At 66.3% G+C, this 14,147-nt stretch carries 16 protein-coding genes and 1 other RNA gene; 5 read left to right on the plus strand and 12 right to left on the minus strand.

Features of this window, described 5'->3' with window-relative positions; translation table 11 throughout:
• Positions 1-17 precede the first annotated feature (17 nt).
• The 10 genes from ssrA to B4M62_RS02200 form a co-directional block, all read right to left on the minus strand.
• Positions 18-390, minus strand: a transfer-messenger RNA (tmRNA) gene (ssrA, locus tag B4M62_RS02155).
• 95 nt (positions 391-485) lie between these two features.
• Entirely contained in the window at positions 486-2,075 is a 1,590-nt protein-coding gene (locus tag B4M62_RS02160; RefSeq protein WP_290704506.1) for an HNH endonuclease signature motif containing protein, read from the minus strand.
• 121 nt (positions 2,076-2,196) lie between these two features.
• Positions 2,197-2,784 carry a hypothetical protein gene (locus B4M62_RS02165; RefSeq protein ID WP_290704509.1) on the minus strand — a complete coding sequence of 196 codons (588 nt, stop codon included), beginning with the start codon at positions 2,782-2,784 and terminating at the stop codon, positions 2,197-2,199.
• A 131-nt stretch (positions 2,785-2,915) separates the two neighbouring features.
• Entirely contained in the window at positions 2,916-3,386 is a 471-nt protein-coding gene (gene smpB / locus B4M62_RS02170; RefSeq protein ID WP_290704513.1) for an SsrA-binding protein SmpB, read from the minus strand.
• Positions 3,387-3,423: 37 nt separating this feature from the next.
• A complete protein-coding gene (gene ftsX, locus B4M62_RS02175) occupies positions 3,424-4,332 on the minus strand; it encodes a permease-like cell division protein FtsX (RefSeq protein WP_290704516.1) in 909 nt (302 codons plus the stop codon).
• Positions 4,333-4,359: 27 nt separating this feature from the next.
• Positions 4,360-5,046, minus strand: coding sequence for a cell division ATP-binding protein FtsE (gene ftsE / locus B4M62_RS02180; protein ID WP_290704519.1), 687 nt, complete (start codon positions 5,044-5,046; stop codon positions 4,360-4,362).
• Between the two features lie 52 nt (positions 5,047-5,098).
• The gene (locus B4M62_RS02185) at positions 5,099-5,260 is read right to left on the minus strand and encodes a hypothetical protein (protein ID WP_290704522.1); all 162 of its coding nucleotides are present in this window, start codon (positions 5,258-5,260) and stop codon (positions 5,099-5,101) included.
• Between the two features lie 3 nt (positions 5,261-5,263).
• Positions 5,264-6,148 carry a mechanosensitive ion channel family protein gene (locus B4M62_RS02190; RefSeq protein ID WP_290704524.1) on the minus strand — a complete coding sequence of 295 codons (885 nt, stop codon included), beginning with the start codon at positions 6,146-6,148 and terminating at the stop codon, positions 5,264-5,266.
• Positions 6,149-6,152: 4 nt separating this feature from the next.
• Positions 6,153-7,277 carry a peptide chain release factor 2 gene (gene prfB / locus B4M62_RS02195; protein ID WP_290704527.1) on the minus strand — a complete coding sequence of 375 codons (1,125 nt, stop codon included), beginning with the start codon at positions 7,275-7,277 and terminating at the stop codon, positions 6,153-6,155.
• 42 nt (positions 7,278-7,319) lie between these two features.
• On the minus strand, positions 7,320-7,697 hold the full coding sequence (locus tag B4M62_RS02200) for a hypothetical protein (RefSeq protein ID WP_290704530.1): 378 nt from the start codon (positions 7,695-7,697) through the stop codon (positions 7,320-7,322).
• A gap of 20 nt (positions 7,698-7,717) precedes the next feature.
• On the opposite strand from B4M62_RS02200, the gene hisN reads away from it, so the two are divergent.
• Positions 7,718-8,491: a histidinol-phosphatase gene (gene hisN, locus B4M62_RS02205; protein ID WP_290704533.1), complete on the plus strand. Its 774-nt coding sequence runs from the start codon at positions 7,718-7,720 to the stop codon at positions 8,489-8,491.
• Positions 8,492-8,565: 74 nt separating this feature from the next.
• On the opposite strand, the gene B4M62_RS02210 is transcribed toward hisN, so the two are convergent.
• Positions 8,566-9,225, minus strand: a complete 660-nt coding sequence (locus tag B4M62_RS02210) for an MBL fold metallo-hydrolase (protein WP_290704536.1) — start codon at positions 9,223-9,225, stop codon at positions 8,566-8,568.
• 47 nt (positions 9,226-9,272) lie between these two features.
• On the opposite strand from B4M62_RS02210, the gene B4M62_RS02215 reads away from it, so the two are divergent.
• Together B4M62_RS02215 and B4M62_RS02220 are read left to right on the plus strand one after the other, a co-directional pair.
• A complete protein-coding gene (locus tag B4M62_RS02215) occupies positions 9,273-9,893 on the plus strand; it encodes a DUF4203 domain-containing protein (RefSeq protein ID WP_290704539.1) in 621 nt (206 codons plus the stop codon).
• Positions 9,894-10,019: 126 nt separating this feature from the next.
• On the plus strand, positions 10,020-10,751 hold the full coding sequence (locus tag B4M62_RS02220) for a DUF6319 family protein (protein ID WP_290704541.1): 732 nt from the start codon (positions 10,020-10,022) through the stop codon (positions 10,749-10,751).
• A gap of 29 nt (positions 10,752-10,780) precedes the next feature.
• Here B4M62_RS02220 and B4M62_RS02225 read toward each other — a convergent pair whose 3' ends face one another.
• Positions 10,781-11,260: a DUF2752 domain-containing protein gene (locus B4M62_RS02225; RefSeq protein ID WP_290704544.1), complete on the minus strand. Its 480-nt coding sequence runs from the start codon at positions 11,258-11,260 to the stop codon at positions 10,781-10,783.
• 147 nt (positions 11,261-11,407) lie between these two features.
• On the opposite strand from B4M62_RS02225, the gene B4M62_RS02230 reads away from it, so the two are divergent.
• Together B4M62_RS02230 and B4M62_RS02235 are read left to right on the plus strand one after the other, a co-directional pair.
• The gene (locus B4M62_RS02230; RefSeq protein ID WP_290704547.1) at positions 11,408-12,763 is read left to right on the plus strand and encodes an acyl-CoA dehydrogenase family protein; all 1,356 of its coding nucleotides are present in this window, start codon (positions 11,408-11,410) and stop codon (positions 12,761-12,763) included.
• A gap of 32 nt (positions 12,764-12,795) precedes the next feature.
• Positions 12,796-14,013, plus strand: coding sequence for an acyl-CoA dehydrogenase family protein (locus tag B4M62_RS02235; RefSeq protein ID WP_290704550.1), 1,218 nt, complete (start codon positions 12,796-12,798; stop codon positions 14,011-14,013).
• The last annotated feature ends 134 nt before the right edge of the window (positions 14,014-14,147 follow it).

Consider the following 14,147-nt stretch of genomic DNA (forward strand, 5'->3'; position numbering starts at 1 on the left):
AGATGTGTATAAGAGACAGGTGGAGCTGCCGGGAATTGAACCCGGGTCCTCCGCCGCTTCACTGGGGCTTCTCCGTGTGCAGTCCGCTGTGTCGTTACTTGGATCTCCCGGTCACGCGAACAAGCCGAGAGGACAATCCCAGTCGCTGTGTGATGTCCCGACCCCACCCGCGACCGGCGGTGTCGGTAAGTCCCCAAGCTGATGCCGGCATCCGGATGTGGGAACACCACCCGGGCCGACAGACTAGCCTCGGTGCTTAGGCAGCGAGAGCGTAGTCGCGCTGATTGGAATCGGCGCTTAATTGGTTGCTGCGACGCTTAACGGTGGTCTCTAGCCTGCACCGACACGCTTCCCCCAACTCGACGCACAGAGTCGAAACCGATCAGCCCCGAGTAAGGATCCACCACAGATGCGGTGGACATTTCATTGTAACCATCAGGGACCGACAAATCATCCCCATTTCTCATCGAACCCACCACGGTGGGCTAGGCCACTGACTGCAGCACGACATGGAGCGCGGCCTCGACCAACGAGGGCGGCGACTGGCCGTGGTGCTCGGAGTCGATGTAGCGGCGCAGTTCTATGCCCCGGTCACGCTGCGGCGCCTCTAGCTGCGAGGTTTCCCCCAGCGGGCCTGGATCCGCGGAGTGGAGAAACGCCTGCGGGTGATGGACCGGGTTGGCGCGGAAGGGTCTACCAGTGCCGGCGCGCCGCCATCCGGTACGCCCGGCATCAGGCCCACCGTCGATAATCGCGGTATCCCACTGCCCGGGCCCGGTACCGACATTGCGATTGTCCGGCCCGCACGCCGAACCGAGGTCGGCGAGGTTGGTCAGTCCTCCCTTGGCGAAGTCCAGCTGAGCGTGATGGGCCTGGGTCCGGCTAAACGGTTCGGTGCAACCAGGCCTGGTGCAGCCGCGATCTTTCCCGAACAGGGCCAATCGCTGGGCGAAACTCGCTATCCGCCGTCCTCGTGCGAAATCGACGATTACGCGGCTGGCGTGTTGAAACACTACTAACCACGGCACGGCGTCAGCGGCTAATTCCACCAGGTCCACGGTCGGCACCAGGGTGCCGGTACTGGTCAACGAAGCACCGGCACGAGCCGCGAGATCATGCTCGTCGATGGTGATCACCAACTGTGCCGGGATCCGATCCGGCCGACCCAAGCCCTGATGACCCAAGATCCAGTCGCACATCGTCTCCAACGCATCGTGATTGCGCTGAGCTGGGCTGCGAGTATCACGTGAGACTGCCTCGGCAAGCTGTTCCCGTCCGTCCGTGCCTGCGTCATCAGCGAGTGCGGCAATCGGCTTCTCGTCGTCGGGGTTGTTAATTCCGGGGGCCGCCCAGCTATGCAAAATGACTTCGATCTTGGCGCGTAGCGCGGGAGTCAATACTCCGGAGAGTTTGCTCAGCAGTTGGCTATCCTGCCGTCCGATCGTGACACCGCGTTGCCGACGGCGATCGGTGTCATCGCTTAGCTCCCCATCCGGATCCAAATGGCCAAGCAGACGCTGCCCCACCGGCCGCAACTCCGCTGGCGCCATTTCCTTCGCGGCCTCGGCCATGATTGTTACCGCAGTCTCGACCTCCTCAACCGAGGCGCTGTGCGGAACTGCGGCCATGATGGCCTCAATCTCATGAATATGCTCGGCCGAGATCTTCCCCTGCGCGACGGCGTCGGCAAGAGCTTCGCGCTTGGGCGGCAACTTCTGCCCGGTCATCGCCATCATCGGTGCGATCGATTCAGCCACTTCCAGGCGACGCTTCGCCTCCCCCGCTCCCAACCGAAGTTCCTGGGCATAGAACCGCTTCACCGTCGTATGGCCGGACACCCGAAAGAGCTCGCGATCGGACACTTCCACCACTAACGCGGCGAGAACACCGTCGAGTCGTCGTCGCATCGTCTCCATGGTCGTCACGACATCAAGGACATCACCATCGGAGGCCAACCCGAGTGATGTGGCGGCCAGCTTGACTGTCGCGACGTCGATCAGGCGAGCAAGCGCCCTCGCTGAATCCGGCCATGCCGGCCCCACTTCCGGCGTGTCCTCAGCGCTGGTGACAGCCATTGGATTCACCCCCCGGCAACTGGAACGACGCCCCCGAATTAGAACGTATGTTCATACTACGGCCGCGGTCTGACAAGTTCAACGGATTGCCCCGCAGGGCAACGCTGAATCGGCGATCGCGTCACACAATCTCGAGCAGGATCGTGTCGCCCGCACCGACCGTGCCGCCGAGCCACCCAGCACGCGAGACGACCTCCTGCCCAGTCCACGCGTCCACGCCTCGAATCGTGCCGGTCAGGCCAAGTAGCGCTATCGGAACGCCAATCGCCGCCGCATCCCGCCGCCGATTCGTTAGCGACACGATCAGCCCCTTGGTCCCGATCGCCCGCGACCGCACAACCGCCTCGGAATCCTCGCGCACGGTGCCGCCGAAGGCCGCACGAGAATCACCAGCCAACGCCAACACGTCATGGTTGGCAAGGATGGCCAGCACCGCGGCTGGCAGAGAGTCGGGCCGGCCCATCACCACCCAGGGCGAAACCGCCATCACCGCCGCCGTGAGCTCGGTCCGCAGGCCGGCCACCTCCACACCGGTAGCCCGCACCTCGGCCGCACGCGGAGGTAGCGCTGCCGTCAGGGTCACCCCACGCTCACGTAGGGCCGCCGCCACGGCCCCGCGGTGCGGCGAGTGATTGCACGCTGCGACGATGAGCCGATATCCCGCATCGCGCAGACCGGCCGCAATGAGCCCGTCCGCGTCAGCGGTCACGGCGTCCAGTGAACAGTCCGGGGCCACGCTGACCCAATATGGCCGTGGCACGGGTGGCGCCGGCGCAATCGCAGTACACCCCGCCAGTCCGGCCACCACCGCCGGCAACCAGCGCGCCAGACGCACGGCTGCTACATCCCTTTGACGCGACGGCCCAACTCGCGCTCGACCTCGCGCTGTGCAGTGCGCTTCGCCAAATCGTGACGCTTGTCGTGGGCCTGCTTACCGCGGGCCAGTGCCAACTCGACCTTCACCCGACCCTCGCTGAAGTACAGCGACAACGGCACCAGCGTGAGGTTGCCGTCGCGGATCCGGCCGACAAGGTTGTCGATCTCGCGCCGATGCAGCAGCAGTTTGCGGTTGCGTAGCGGGGCATGATTGGTCCACGATCCGGAGCCGTACTCGGCGATGTGCAGCCCGCGCAACCACACCTCGCCGTCGTCGATAGTGGCGAAGGCGTCCACGAGCGACGCCTTGCCGTCCCGCAGGCTCTTCACCTCGGTACCGAGGAGCGCCACCCCGGCCTCGTAGGTATCTAGGATGGTGTAGTTGTGGCGCGCCTTGCGATTGGTCGCGATTGCCTTGCGACCCTTCTCTTTCACTGCCTGTCCTTCCCGCGGGTGGGCGCGGTCGATCGATTCACTCGCGCACGTACCACCGCAGAGTGACATATGACGTCGCGCTGGCCAACACAATTCCGGTCAGCAGCAGCCACGGCGAGACGAAGAAGACGTCCGACGTCGTCACGCGGGCCAGGATGTTCACCCCATACAGATCGTTGAGCGCCTCGTCGAAGAAGAACTTCTTGCCGATCAGCAGACCGCCGACGGCCAGCACGGTGCCGATCACCGCGGCGACAACCGCCTCGATCAGAAATGGCAGCTGGGTGTACCACCGCGTCGCGCCGACCAAGCGCATGATCGACACCTCGGTGCGCCTGGTGTAGGCCGCCATCTGGACGGTGTTGGCGATCAGCAGGACCGCCGCGACCCCCAGGATCAACGACAGCACGAATGCCGCGTTGCGCGCGCCATTGAGCACGCTGAACAGGCGGTTGACCAGCTTGCGCTGGTCCTGGACACCGTCGACGCCGAGGTCCTGGCGACCCTTGAACTTGTCGATCACCGCGCCGTACTTGTCGGGATCGTTGACCTTCACCCGGAACGACGCCGGCATCGTGTCCGGGGTCACCGCGTCGGCCATCTCGGGCGTGTTCTTGAACGCCTCCTTCGCCGCCTTGTAGGCGTCGTCGAGGTTCACCCAGGTGACGTTGGTCACGCCCGGCTCGTTCTTCAACTCATCCCGCAACTGCGAACACGGCGCCCGATCACAGTTCGGATCGGCCCGGGCCACGTCGTCGTTGACGAAGATCTGCATCTCGACCCGGTTGAAGAAGATCTCCTGGCTCTTGCCCGCCATCTGCATGACCAATAGGCCAGCACCGAGCATGCCCAGTGTGATCGCCGTGGTGATGATCATCGCGACGGTCATCGTGACATTGCGGCGGAGGCCGTTGAGAACCTCGGTGATGATGAAATTGGCGCGCATGTTGCTGCTCTCCTCGAATGCCGTGCGTCAGCCGATGCCGTACACGCCGTGCTTGTCGTCGCGAACCAGGTGCCCGTTGTCGAATTCCAACACCCGCCGTCGCATGGCGTCGACGATCTGCCGGTCATGGGTCGCCATGACGACGGTGGTACCGCGGCGGTTCACCCGGTCGAGAACCTCGACGATCTCCTGGCTGGTGATCGGGTCGAGGTTGCCGGTCGGCTCGTCGGCCAGCAGTACCCGCGGCCGGTTGACGATGGCCCGTGCGATCGCGACGCGCTGCATCTCCCCGCCCGACAACTCGCTGGGCATGCGGTCGGCTTTGCCGCCGAGCCCCACGTACTCGAGGACGTCGGGAACGATCTGGTTGATGGTTGCGGCGGGCTTGCCGATGACCTCGAGCGCAAACGCCACGTTCTCGGCGACCGACTTCTGCTGCAGCAGCCGGAAGTCCTGGAACACGCACCCGATGGACTGCCGCAGCTTCGGCACCTGACGCGCCCGCAACGTGTTGACGTGGAACTCGCCGACCCAGATGTCGCCCGACGTGGGCTTGTCCTCTTTGAGGAGCATCTGGAAGAAGGTCGACTTGCCCGAACCCGACGGTCCGATCAGGAAGGCGAACTCGCCCTTGGCGACCTCCAGGCTCACATTGGACAGCGCAGGCCGCGTAGAGGCCTTGTACTGCTTGGTGACACTTTCCAGCTTGATCACGAGATGCCAGTGTAGCGACGGGACTTGACTGCGCCGCTCAGGCGCGCCGCGGCTATGGTCGTCCCAGCACCGCGGCGGTGACGGTCGGGTGCGTCCCCGAACCGGGCTCACCGCTGTCGGCGGAGCTGGCGTAGAGGTAGAGCGCGAGCAGCACAACGAACAAGACCGACAGAATGATCGTCGCAAGATGTCTGCGGACCCAGCGTCGCTTCACCGGTCACTCCTCGTCATCGGGGGTATCGGGGTTGTACCCCGACTGCACGTTGACCCCGTCTTTGCGCAGGGCCTCGATCAGATATACGCGCAGATCGCGGCTGACCTCGAACTGCCTGCCGGGGACAGTTCGGGCGACAATGCGGACGGTGTAGGTGTGGTCCGCCATCGCAACGACCCCCAGCGGCGCCGGCGAATCCTGGAGCAGCGCGGTGAAACGCTCATCCGCATGAAAGTCGTCGCCAGCTTTGACCAGGTGATTCTCCACGATCGTGAGGTCGGTATTCGCGGCGAAGTCGATGTCGACGACGGCGCGCGCCCAGTCGCGGGACTGATTGACCGCCGCCACGATCTGCCCGTTCGGCACGGTGATGAGTTCGCCATCGGTGGCCCGCAGCCGGGTGACGCGCAGCGAGATGTCCTCGACGTGCCCTTCCTTCTCCACCGCGCTGGGCAGGATCAGTCGCACCAGATCACCGTAGCCGTACTGCTTCTCGGTGACGATGAAGAAGCCGGCCAACAGGTCCTGGACGACGCGCTGAGCGCCGAAGCCTACCGCGGCACCGACGACCGCGCCCGGGCCGACCAGCCCGGCCACGGGAACGCCGAGCAGCGCCAGCACCCGTATCCCGACGATGAAGGCGATCGCGGAGACAATCGTCCAGCGCACCACCTGCAGTACCGCGCGCAGGTGCTTGGCCCGTTCGGCGAGCACGACGACATCGCCGCCCCCCGCCGTCCTGGTGACCTGGTGCTCGAACCGGGCCAGGGTCCAGCCGGCGAACTGGGCGACCAGAATTCCCCCGATGATCCACAGGGCGATCGGAAGCCCGGCGGCACCGAGCCAGTGCCACACGCGCTCGAGGGCGCGTGCTGCGACGTGCTGCATCCGATCAGCTGTCATTGGTGTCGCCGGCGGCCATCCGCCACCGGATTCCGGCTTCGATGAACTCGTCGATGTCACCGTCGAGGACTGCCGCCGGGTTGTTGTTCTCGACGTTAGTCCGCAGATCCTTCACCATCTGGTACGGATGCAGGACGTAGGAGCGCATCTGGTTGCCCCAGCTCGAGCCGCCGTCACTCTTGAGCGCATCCATCTCCGCGCGCTCTTCGGCGCGTTTGCGCTCGAGCAGTTTGGCCTGCAGCACCCGCATCGCCGACGCCTTGTTCTGCAGCTGACTCTTCTCGTTCTGGCAGGTGACGACGATGCCGGTCGGGATATGGGTGAGTCGGACCGCCGAATCGGTGGTGTTCACCGACTGACCGCCCGGACCCGACGAGCGGTAGACGTCGACTTTCAGATCGTTCTCGTCGATGTCGATGTGGTCGGTCGTCGCCACCACCGGCAGGACCTCGACCTCGGCGAACGAGGTCTGGCGGCGGCCCTGGTTGTCGAACGGACTGATCCGGACCAGTCGGTGGGTGCCCTGCTCGATCGACAGAGTGCCGTAGATGTAGGGCGCCTTCACTGCGAACGTCGCGCTCTTGATCCCCGCTTCTTCGGCGTAGGAGGTGTCGTAGACCTCCACCCCGTACCCGTGCGCCTCGGCCCAGCGCGTGTACATCCGCATCAGCATCTGGGCCCAGTCGGCGGCGTCCACGCCGCCGGCACCGGCCCGGATGTTGACCAGCGCGTCGCGCTGATCGTATTCGCCGGCGAGCATCGTCTTGACTTCCATCGCCTCGATGTCGGTGCGCAGCGCGGCCCGCTCGGTGTCGGCATCGGCCAGGGCGGAGGCGCGGTCGTCCCCTTCTTCAGCGTCGGCCAGCTCATAGTGCACCGGCAGGTCGTCCAGGCGCTGCCGCAGTTCGGATACCCGGCGAAGCTCGGCCTGCGCATGCGACAACTCGCTGGTCACCTTCTGCGCGTGATCTTGGTCGTTCCACAGGTCCGGGTCGGACGCCTGCATCTCGAGTTCGTCGATCCGGCGGCGCAACTCATCGAGGTCGAGCACCTTCTCGACAGTCGTCAACGTTGTGTCGAGGGAATCCAGATCGGCGGTTACATCAGGCTGCACGGGATACCAGCCTACCGCCCCGAGCACAGCCACTCGGGCGGCCTAAGCCCGCTCGTCGGCCGGCGTGAACCCGTCAGGTTCGACGCCGTCGATCAGGACCCAGGACGACTCGACTTTGCGCGGGTCGTAGCGCACCGCAAAATTCTGGCCGATCTGCGGCCAGGGCCGGGTCAGGGTGCGGGCGAACGTCCCGTACACCTCCGTCGGGGCGATGCCCGGTCCCATGATCGTCCCGGAGATCGTCAGGTAGGCCTCGTTGTTGGCGTCGCCCTGTTCGGGCCGCGGGTTGGCGCCGGTGACGGTGAGCGATCCCTCACTCATGGACGCCAGTTTCGCCACGGACATCTTGCGGCCCCGCATGCCGATGATCAGGGCGACGGCGGTCGCTGCCAGTACGCCTGCGATAAGCAATGTCCACATGCCCGCTACCCTATTTGCTCATGGCCGACCTAGCCACCGCCCTCGAACTCGCCGACGCCGCCGACGCCCTCACCCTGCCGAGATTCGGCGCCATCGACCTCGCGGTGAGCACCAAGCCGGATCTGACCCCCGTCTCCGATGCCGACCTTGCGTGCGAGAGCATGCTGCGCGAACGGATCGGCACCGTGCTTCCCGGCGATCCGATCATGGGCGAGGAGTTCGGCGGAGCCGCGCTGACCCGTGGGCGGCAGTGGGTGATCGATCCGATCGACGGCACGAAGAACTTCGTTCGGGGTGTGCCGGTGTGGGCGACGCTCATCGCGCTGATCGACGATGGCGTGCCCGTCGTCGGTGTGGTCTCCGCGCCCGCGCTGGGCCGCCGCTGGTGGGCGTCGGCCGGTGCGGGCGCTTTCGCCGTTGGCCCAGGGGACTCCGCTCCACGCCGACTCTCTGTGTCGTCCGTGCGGTCATTGCCGGACGCGAGCCTGGCGTTCTCGAGTTTGTCCGGATGGGCCGGCCGCGGGCTGCGCGATCAGTTCGTGGGGCTCACCGACGACGTGTGGCGCGTCCGGGGTTTCGGCGACTTCTGGAACTACTGCCTGGTCGCCGAAGGCGCTGTCGACATCGCCGCCGAGCCGGAGGTGTCGGTGTGGGACCTCGCCGCCGTCGACGTACTCGTGCGTGAGGCGGGCGGCAGGTTCACCAACCTCGACGGCGAGCCCGGCCCCCGCGGTGGCAGTGCGGTGGCCACCAACGGCGTGCTGCACGACGAGGTGCTGGGCAGGCTGGTCTAGCCCGCTGATCCCCCACGGTTTCGCTCATGCCACACCGATCGAAGTAGCACTGGCGAAACCACGGTGGATCGGTGCTACAGCTCGACCGTCGAACCGGGCTCGATCACGGTGAACTCGGTTGCGGGCTTTCGCATTTCGGACAGTCGCGCGTTGTGGACCGCCATCCCGGCCGACGACAGGACCGCCTGATGGATCGGAAACGCCTTCGCCGGTTCAACGGACCGCAGATAGTCAACCGACTCCGACAGCTTCATCCACGGCGCCGCCGCCGGGATCGCCAGCACCTCGACCGTCGTGAAGGGGAGGTAGAACGAATCGCCCGGGTGCAATAGCCGGCCTGGTCGATCCTCGGTCCCGACGAGGTAGGCGATGTTGTCGATCACCGGCAGCTCGGGGTGGATAACCGCATGCCGCCCGCCGGTCGTGCGCACCGTCAACGGCCCGACCTCGAACCGCTGCCCGACGTGGCCGTCACCCCACCGCGGCTGGCCGGGATCGGCGTTCAACATCGCCGCCGTCGCCGGATCGGCCCAGCGTTGGGCGCCGGGATTGGCAGCGACGAGGGCGGGCAGCCGTGCGGTATCGACATGATCGGGATGCTGATGGGTGATCAAGATGGCGTCGAGCCCGGTCAGGGACTCGAACCCCGACGAGAAGCTGCCCGGGTCGAAGAGAATTCGCGTGTTGTCGATGTCGGCCAGGAAGCAGGAGTGGCCAAAGCTGGTGATCCACATTCCTTCATCATGCGCCGATACGCGGCGAAACCACTACGGTGACCAGTATGTCCAGCATTGTCATCGGAATCCTCGCCGTCGCCATCGGCCTCCTCTTCTGCCTGCGCGGCGTCGTCGCGATGCGCATCGTGATCGCCGTGTGGGGGGCGTTCGTCGGACTCAATCTCGGCGCGGGCATCGTCTCGGCGCTCAGTGGCGACGGGTTTCTCTCGACCGCGCTCGGCTGGATCGTCGGCATCCTCGTCGCCGTGCTGTTCTCGGTCCTGGCCTACCTGTACTACGCGGTGGCGGTCACCCTGGCGATGGCATCAATCGGTTTCGCCGTCGGGGCGGCGATTATGGCCGCGTTCGGAGTCACCTGGAACTGGGTGATCATCACCGTCGGCGTGGTGGTCGGGATCGTGTTGGCGGTCGCGGCAGTGAGCATGAACCTGCCCGCGATCCTGCTGGTGGTGCTCGGCGCACTCGGTGGCGCGACCGCGACCGTCGGCGGACTGATGCTGCTGACCTCGACAATCGAACTCGAGGACTTCACCCGTTCGACGGTGACCTCGACAATCGGACACGACTGGTGGTGGTACGCGATCTACCTCGTCCTCGTCATCGCTGGCATCGTCGCCCAGACACGCGTCTTGGGCCGGGAGTCCCAACTCCAACAGCAGTGGTGATCCTCGCCGGCAGGTGAGCGGGCGACATCGTCTGCACTCCCCCGGCTCGGCACTCCCCCGGCTCGGCACTGTCGGTGCCGGGTGGGAAGGTAGACGGGACAGTTCGCCAACCAGGAGGGTCTCCTCATGCCACCGCGCAGCCGCCGCGCCGCCGACTCGTTGTCCCCCGCCGACCTCACCGCGCTCGCCAACGCCGTCGCCGACGGCAAACGCGCCACGGTGTTCCTGTGCGAGGGCACGCCCAGCCTTGGCCTCGCCGCGGGCGCATCGGCGCGGGTCGTCTCGGTTTCCGGTTCGACGGTCACCGTCCGGCCTCGCGGCGTCGACGACGAATTGCCCTACGAGGCAGACGAACTCCGGATGACACGGGAGCTGACCGCCAAACCGACGGCGCGACGGACGGCGCCGTCGGCGATCGCATCAGTGCGGACGGCCACGCCAGCGAACTCGGTTCCGGCAAAGGCCGTTCCGGCCAACGAGGTGCCGGCCAACGAGGTGCCGGGCAAGACGGCTCCGGCCAACGAGACGCCGGCCACCCCGAAGTCCTCCCCGAAACCGAAGTCCTCCCCGAAACCGGCGGGAAAGCCACCGCGATCGGTCACGGTGACGATCTTCGGATCGACCGACAACCAGTGGTCGGTGGCGGTGACCCATGGCGGCCGCAAACCCGGCCAATCGCACACTGTCACACCTGATTCGGTCGAGGGCGCCCTGCGCGAACTCGGTGACGACACCGCCGTGGCCGCTGCTTCGGCGGTACTCGATGCCGCCCGGGAGGAGGCCGTCCGTCGAGTGGAGGATCTGAGCCGTGAACTCGCCGCGGCACAGGAGGCCCTGGCCGCCCTGGCACCCAAATAGCGCGAGTCGCCGATCGGGGCGGCGTCGTACTAGGTGATTACCGGGAACCAGCCCAGGTCGGCCCCCGCGGAGAATATCCGCACAACGCCATAGGCGAGCCACGCGACCACCACGATCAGGCCGGGCTTGCCCAACACCGTCGAACTCCAGCGCGACAACGCGGCGTCGCGCCCGGCCACCAGGACCCAGAGGGCAATCGCGATCGAAAGCCCCAGGATCACGAACAGCACCGGACCCACCAGGTTGTACGCGAAGGCCGAAGACACATCGCCGTGCGCAAGCATGACGAAACTGCGCGTCAGTCCGCATCCCGGGCACGGCAGTCCCGTCAGACGCCGGAAGATGCAGGTCCCCGGCCCGCTGGTGACGCTCGAGGTGGACCAGAGTGCTGCGACTCCGAGGACCGCCGCCCCCCCGGTGGCCACCCCGAGCGCCGGCAGTCGGCGCCGAACCGCACCCGGCGGCGCGGACGAGTCCCGCGCGGACTGCGCAGTGACGGGGGTGCTCATGCGAAACAGCCTACCGCCCGTCTCGACAACTCTCCTTACTGTGGAGTAAGGTAAGTACTTACTAGTGAGTAAGAAGCTCGCTTAACGGCCGGATTCGACGTCACGTCACCCGTCCGTCAGTCCCATCGAGACAGGTAGCAGCGTTTCATGACCACCACTGAGCCCCGCGACTCCTCCGCCGTCGGCAAGACCAAGACCAAGCGTTCGCCCATCGGCGCCGCCATGCGTGTTCTCACCTCGTTCACCGGCTCGGACTTCGCACAGAAGTACGGCCTGGCCGATCCGGTCAACCGGGTCGCCTACCAGGGCACCAAGACCGGTTTCCAGACCCTCGGCGCCGCCAGTCGCGCGTTTGCCAAGGCCAGCGGCGACGGCAAACCCAAGCGTCCGGCGACCGTCAACAAGGGTCTGTTCAATCTGAACCCGGACGACGAGCAGCAAATGATCGCCGAGACGGTCAAGGACTTCGCCACCGAGATCCTGCGTCCCGCCGCCTACGAGGCCGACGCGAATGCGGCCGCCCCCGCGGAGATCCTCGAGCGCTCCGCTGAACTCGGGATCACGATGATCAACGTCCCCGAAGAGTTCGACGGCGCCGCCGCCGAGCGCGGAGTCGTCACCAATGCGCTGGTCGCCGAGGCGATGGCGTACGGCGACATGGGTCTGGCGCTGCCGTTGCTGGCACCCAGCGGTGTGGCGACGACACTGACCAACTTCGGCACCGACGAGCAGCAGTCGACCTATCTGCCCGACTTCGCCGGGGAGAACGTGCCGCAATCGGCGGTCGTCATCGCTGAGCCCAAGCCGCTGTTCGACGCGTTCAGCCTGTCCACCAAGGCCACCCGGGTACCCAGCGGCTACCGCCTCAACGGCGTGAAGTCGTTCGTCCCGGCCGCCGGCTCATCCGAACTGTTCCTCGTCGGCGCCGAGATCGATGGCCGCCCGGCACTTTTCATCGTCGAATCCGACAGCCAGGGTCTTATCGTCGAAGCCGATCCGGGCATGGGCCTACGCGCGGCCGGCATGGGCCGACTGCTGCTGCAGGACGTCGCCGTGCCGTCGAGTGCGATCATCGGCGGCGACGAGGCCTTTGCGGCTTACCGCGACGTCGTGCGCCTGTCGCGGCTGGGCTGGGCGGCCCTCGCCGTCGGCACCGGCCAGGCGATGCTCGACTACGTCATCCCTTACGTCAACGAGCGCGAGGCGTTCGGCGAGCCGATCTCCAACCGCCAGGCGGTCGCCTTCATGGTCGCCACGATGGCTACCGAGCTCGACGGCCTCAAGCTGGTCACCCTCCGCGGTGCATCTCGCGCCGAGCAGGGCCTGTCCTTCGCCCGCGAGTCGGCGCTGGCCCGCAAGCTCACGATCGACAAGGGCCTGCAGATCGGCCTGGACGGCGTGCAGTTGCTCGGCGGCCACGGGTTCACCAAGGAGCATCCGGTGGAGCGCTGGTACCGCGACCTGCGCGGCGCCGGCCTCGGCGAGGGGATCGTCGTCCTCTAGGGGCGGCGACCCGGCAAGGAGAAGGCACAGTCATGGCTATCAGTCTCGAACTCCCGAAGAAGTTCGCCATGAACATCGACCAGGCGCGGCAAGCCGCCCTCGAGGTGTTCCGGCCGATTTCCCGCAAGTACGACCTCGCCGAGCATGCATACCCGGTTGAGCTGGACACGCTCGCCGCCCTCTACGACGGGCTGGCAGCCGCGGGAGCAGCGGGTGCGGGTGCGGCCGGCGGTCGCGGTGACGCGGTGAAGGAGCGCCCCGAGGGCGCTGTCGTCAACGGCGGCAACATGCAGTCGATCATCAACTCGATGGAGGCCTCCTACGGCGACGTCGGCCTGATGCTGACCCTGCCCTACCAGGGCCTGGGTAACGCCGCCATCGCTGCGGTGGCGACCGACGAGCAACTCGCACGATTCGGCAAGGTGTGGGCCGCCATGGCCATCACCGAGCCGAGCTTCGGCTCGGACTCCGCCGCGGTCACCGCCACCGCCACCCTCGACGGCGACGAGTACGTGCTCAATGGCGAGAAGATCTTCGTCACCGCCGGTTCTCGGGCGACGCACATCGTCGTTTGGGCGTCGGTCGACCGCAGCCTCGGACGCGCCGCGATCAAGTCGTTCGTCGTTCCGCGCGAGCATCCCGGTGTCACCGTTGTGCGGCTCGAGGAGAAGCTCGGCATCCGCGCGTCGGACACCGCGGTGATCCGTTTCGAGGACTGCCGCATCCCGGCGGGCAACCTGCTGGGTTCCCCCGAGGTCGACGTCAAGAAGGGCTTCGGCGGGGTCATGCAGACCTTCGACAACACCCGCCCGATGGTGGCCGCGATGGCCGTCGGCGTCGCCCGGGCGTCCCTGGAGGAGCTGCGCAAGATCCTCGAGGAGAACGGAATTGAGATCGACTACGACCGTCCCGCGATGGATCAGCATGCCGCCGCGGCGGAGTTCATCCGGATGGAGGCGGACTTCGAGGAGTCCTACCTGCTGACGATGCGTGCCGCGTGGATGGCTGACAACAAGCAGCCGAACTCGCTGGAGGCGTCGATGTCGAAGGCCAAGGCCGGCCGGACCGTCACCGACGTGACCAACAAGGCGATCGAACTCGCATCGACCTTCGGCTACTCCGAGCGGACGCTGTTGGAGAAGTGGGCCCGCGACTCCAAGATCCTCGACATCTTCGAGGGGACCCAGCAGATCCAGCAGCTGATTATCGCGCGCCGGGTGCTCGACAAGAGCAGCGCTGAACTTCGGTGATCACACACCGATAGTCGAGGGGTCGACGAGGGGCCGGGAGATCTTCTCCCGGCCCCTCGACGTTTCTGCCGGTGCCCTACGCCTGTGGCTGGCCGGGCGCGCCCGGTGCTGGCATACCGGGCGTCGGCATACCG

This window comes from Gordonia sp. UBA5067, assembly GCF_002414845.1.
Taxonomy (GTDB): domain Bacteria; phylum Actinomycetota; class Actinomycetes; order Mycobacteriales; family Mycobacteriaceae; genus Gordonia; species Gordonia defluvii.

What these genes read in the sequence shown, in the direction of transcription:
- B4M62_RS02160 (WP_290704506.1), bottom strand. Translation starts at nt 2,075, where the DNA reads ATGGCTGTCACCAGCGCTGAGGACACGCCGGAAGTGGGGCCGGCATGG.
- B4M62_RS02215 (WP_290704539.1), top strand. Translation starts at nt 9,273, where the DNA reads ATGTCCAGCATTGTCATCGGAATCCTCGCCGTCGCCATCGGCCTCCTC.
- B4M62_RS02190 (WP_290704524.1), bottom strand. Translation starts at nt 6,148, where the DNA reads ATGCAGCACGTCGCAGCACGCGCCCTCGAGCGCGTGTGGCACTGGCTC.
- B4M62_RS02225 (WP_290704544.1), bottom strand. Translation starts at nt 11,260, where the DNA reads ATGAGCACCCCCGTCACTGCGCAGTCCGCGCGGGACTCGTCCGCGCCG.
- hisN (WP_290704533.1), top strand. Translation starts at nt 7,718, where the DNA reads ATGGCCGACCTAGCCACCGCCCTCGAACTCGCCGACGCCGCCGACGCC.
- B4M62_RS02210 (WP_290704536.1), bottom strand. Translation starts at nt 9,225, where the DNA reads ATGTGGATCACCAGCTTTGGCCACTCCTGCTTCCTGGCCGACATCGAC.
- B4M62_RS02200 (WP_290704530.1), bottom strand. Translation starts at nt 7,697, where the DNA reads ATGTGGACATTGCTTATCGCAGGCGTACTGGCAGCGACCGCCGTCGCC.
- B4M62_RS02220 (WP_290704541.1), top strand. Translation starts at nt 10,020, where the DNA reads ATGCCACCGCGCAGCCGCCGCGCCGCCGACTCGTTGTCCCCCGCCGAC.
- B4M62_RS02230 (WP_290704547.1), top strand. Translation starts at nt 11,408, where the DNA reads ATGACCACCACTGAGCCCCGCGACTCCTCCGCCGTCGGCAAGACCAAG.
- B4M62_RS02235 (WP_290704550.1), top strand. Translation starts at nt 12,796, where the DNA reads ATGGCTATCAGTCTCGAACTCCCGAAGAAGTTCGCCATGAACATCGAC.
- ftsX (WP_290704516.1), bottom strand. Translation starts at nt 4,332, where the DNA reads ATGCGCGCCAATTTCATCATCACCGAGGTTCTCAACGGCCTCCGCCGC.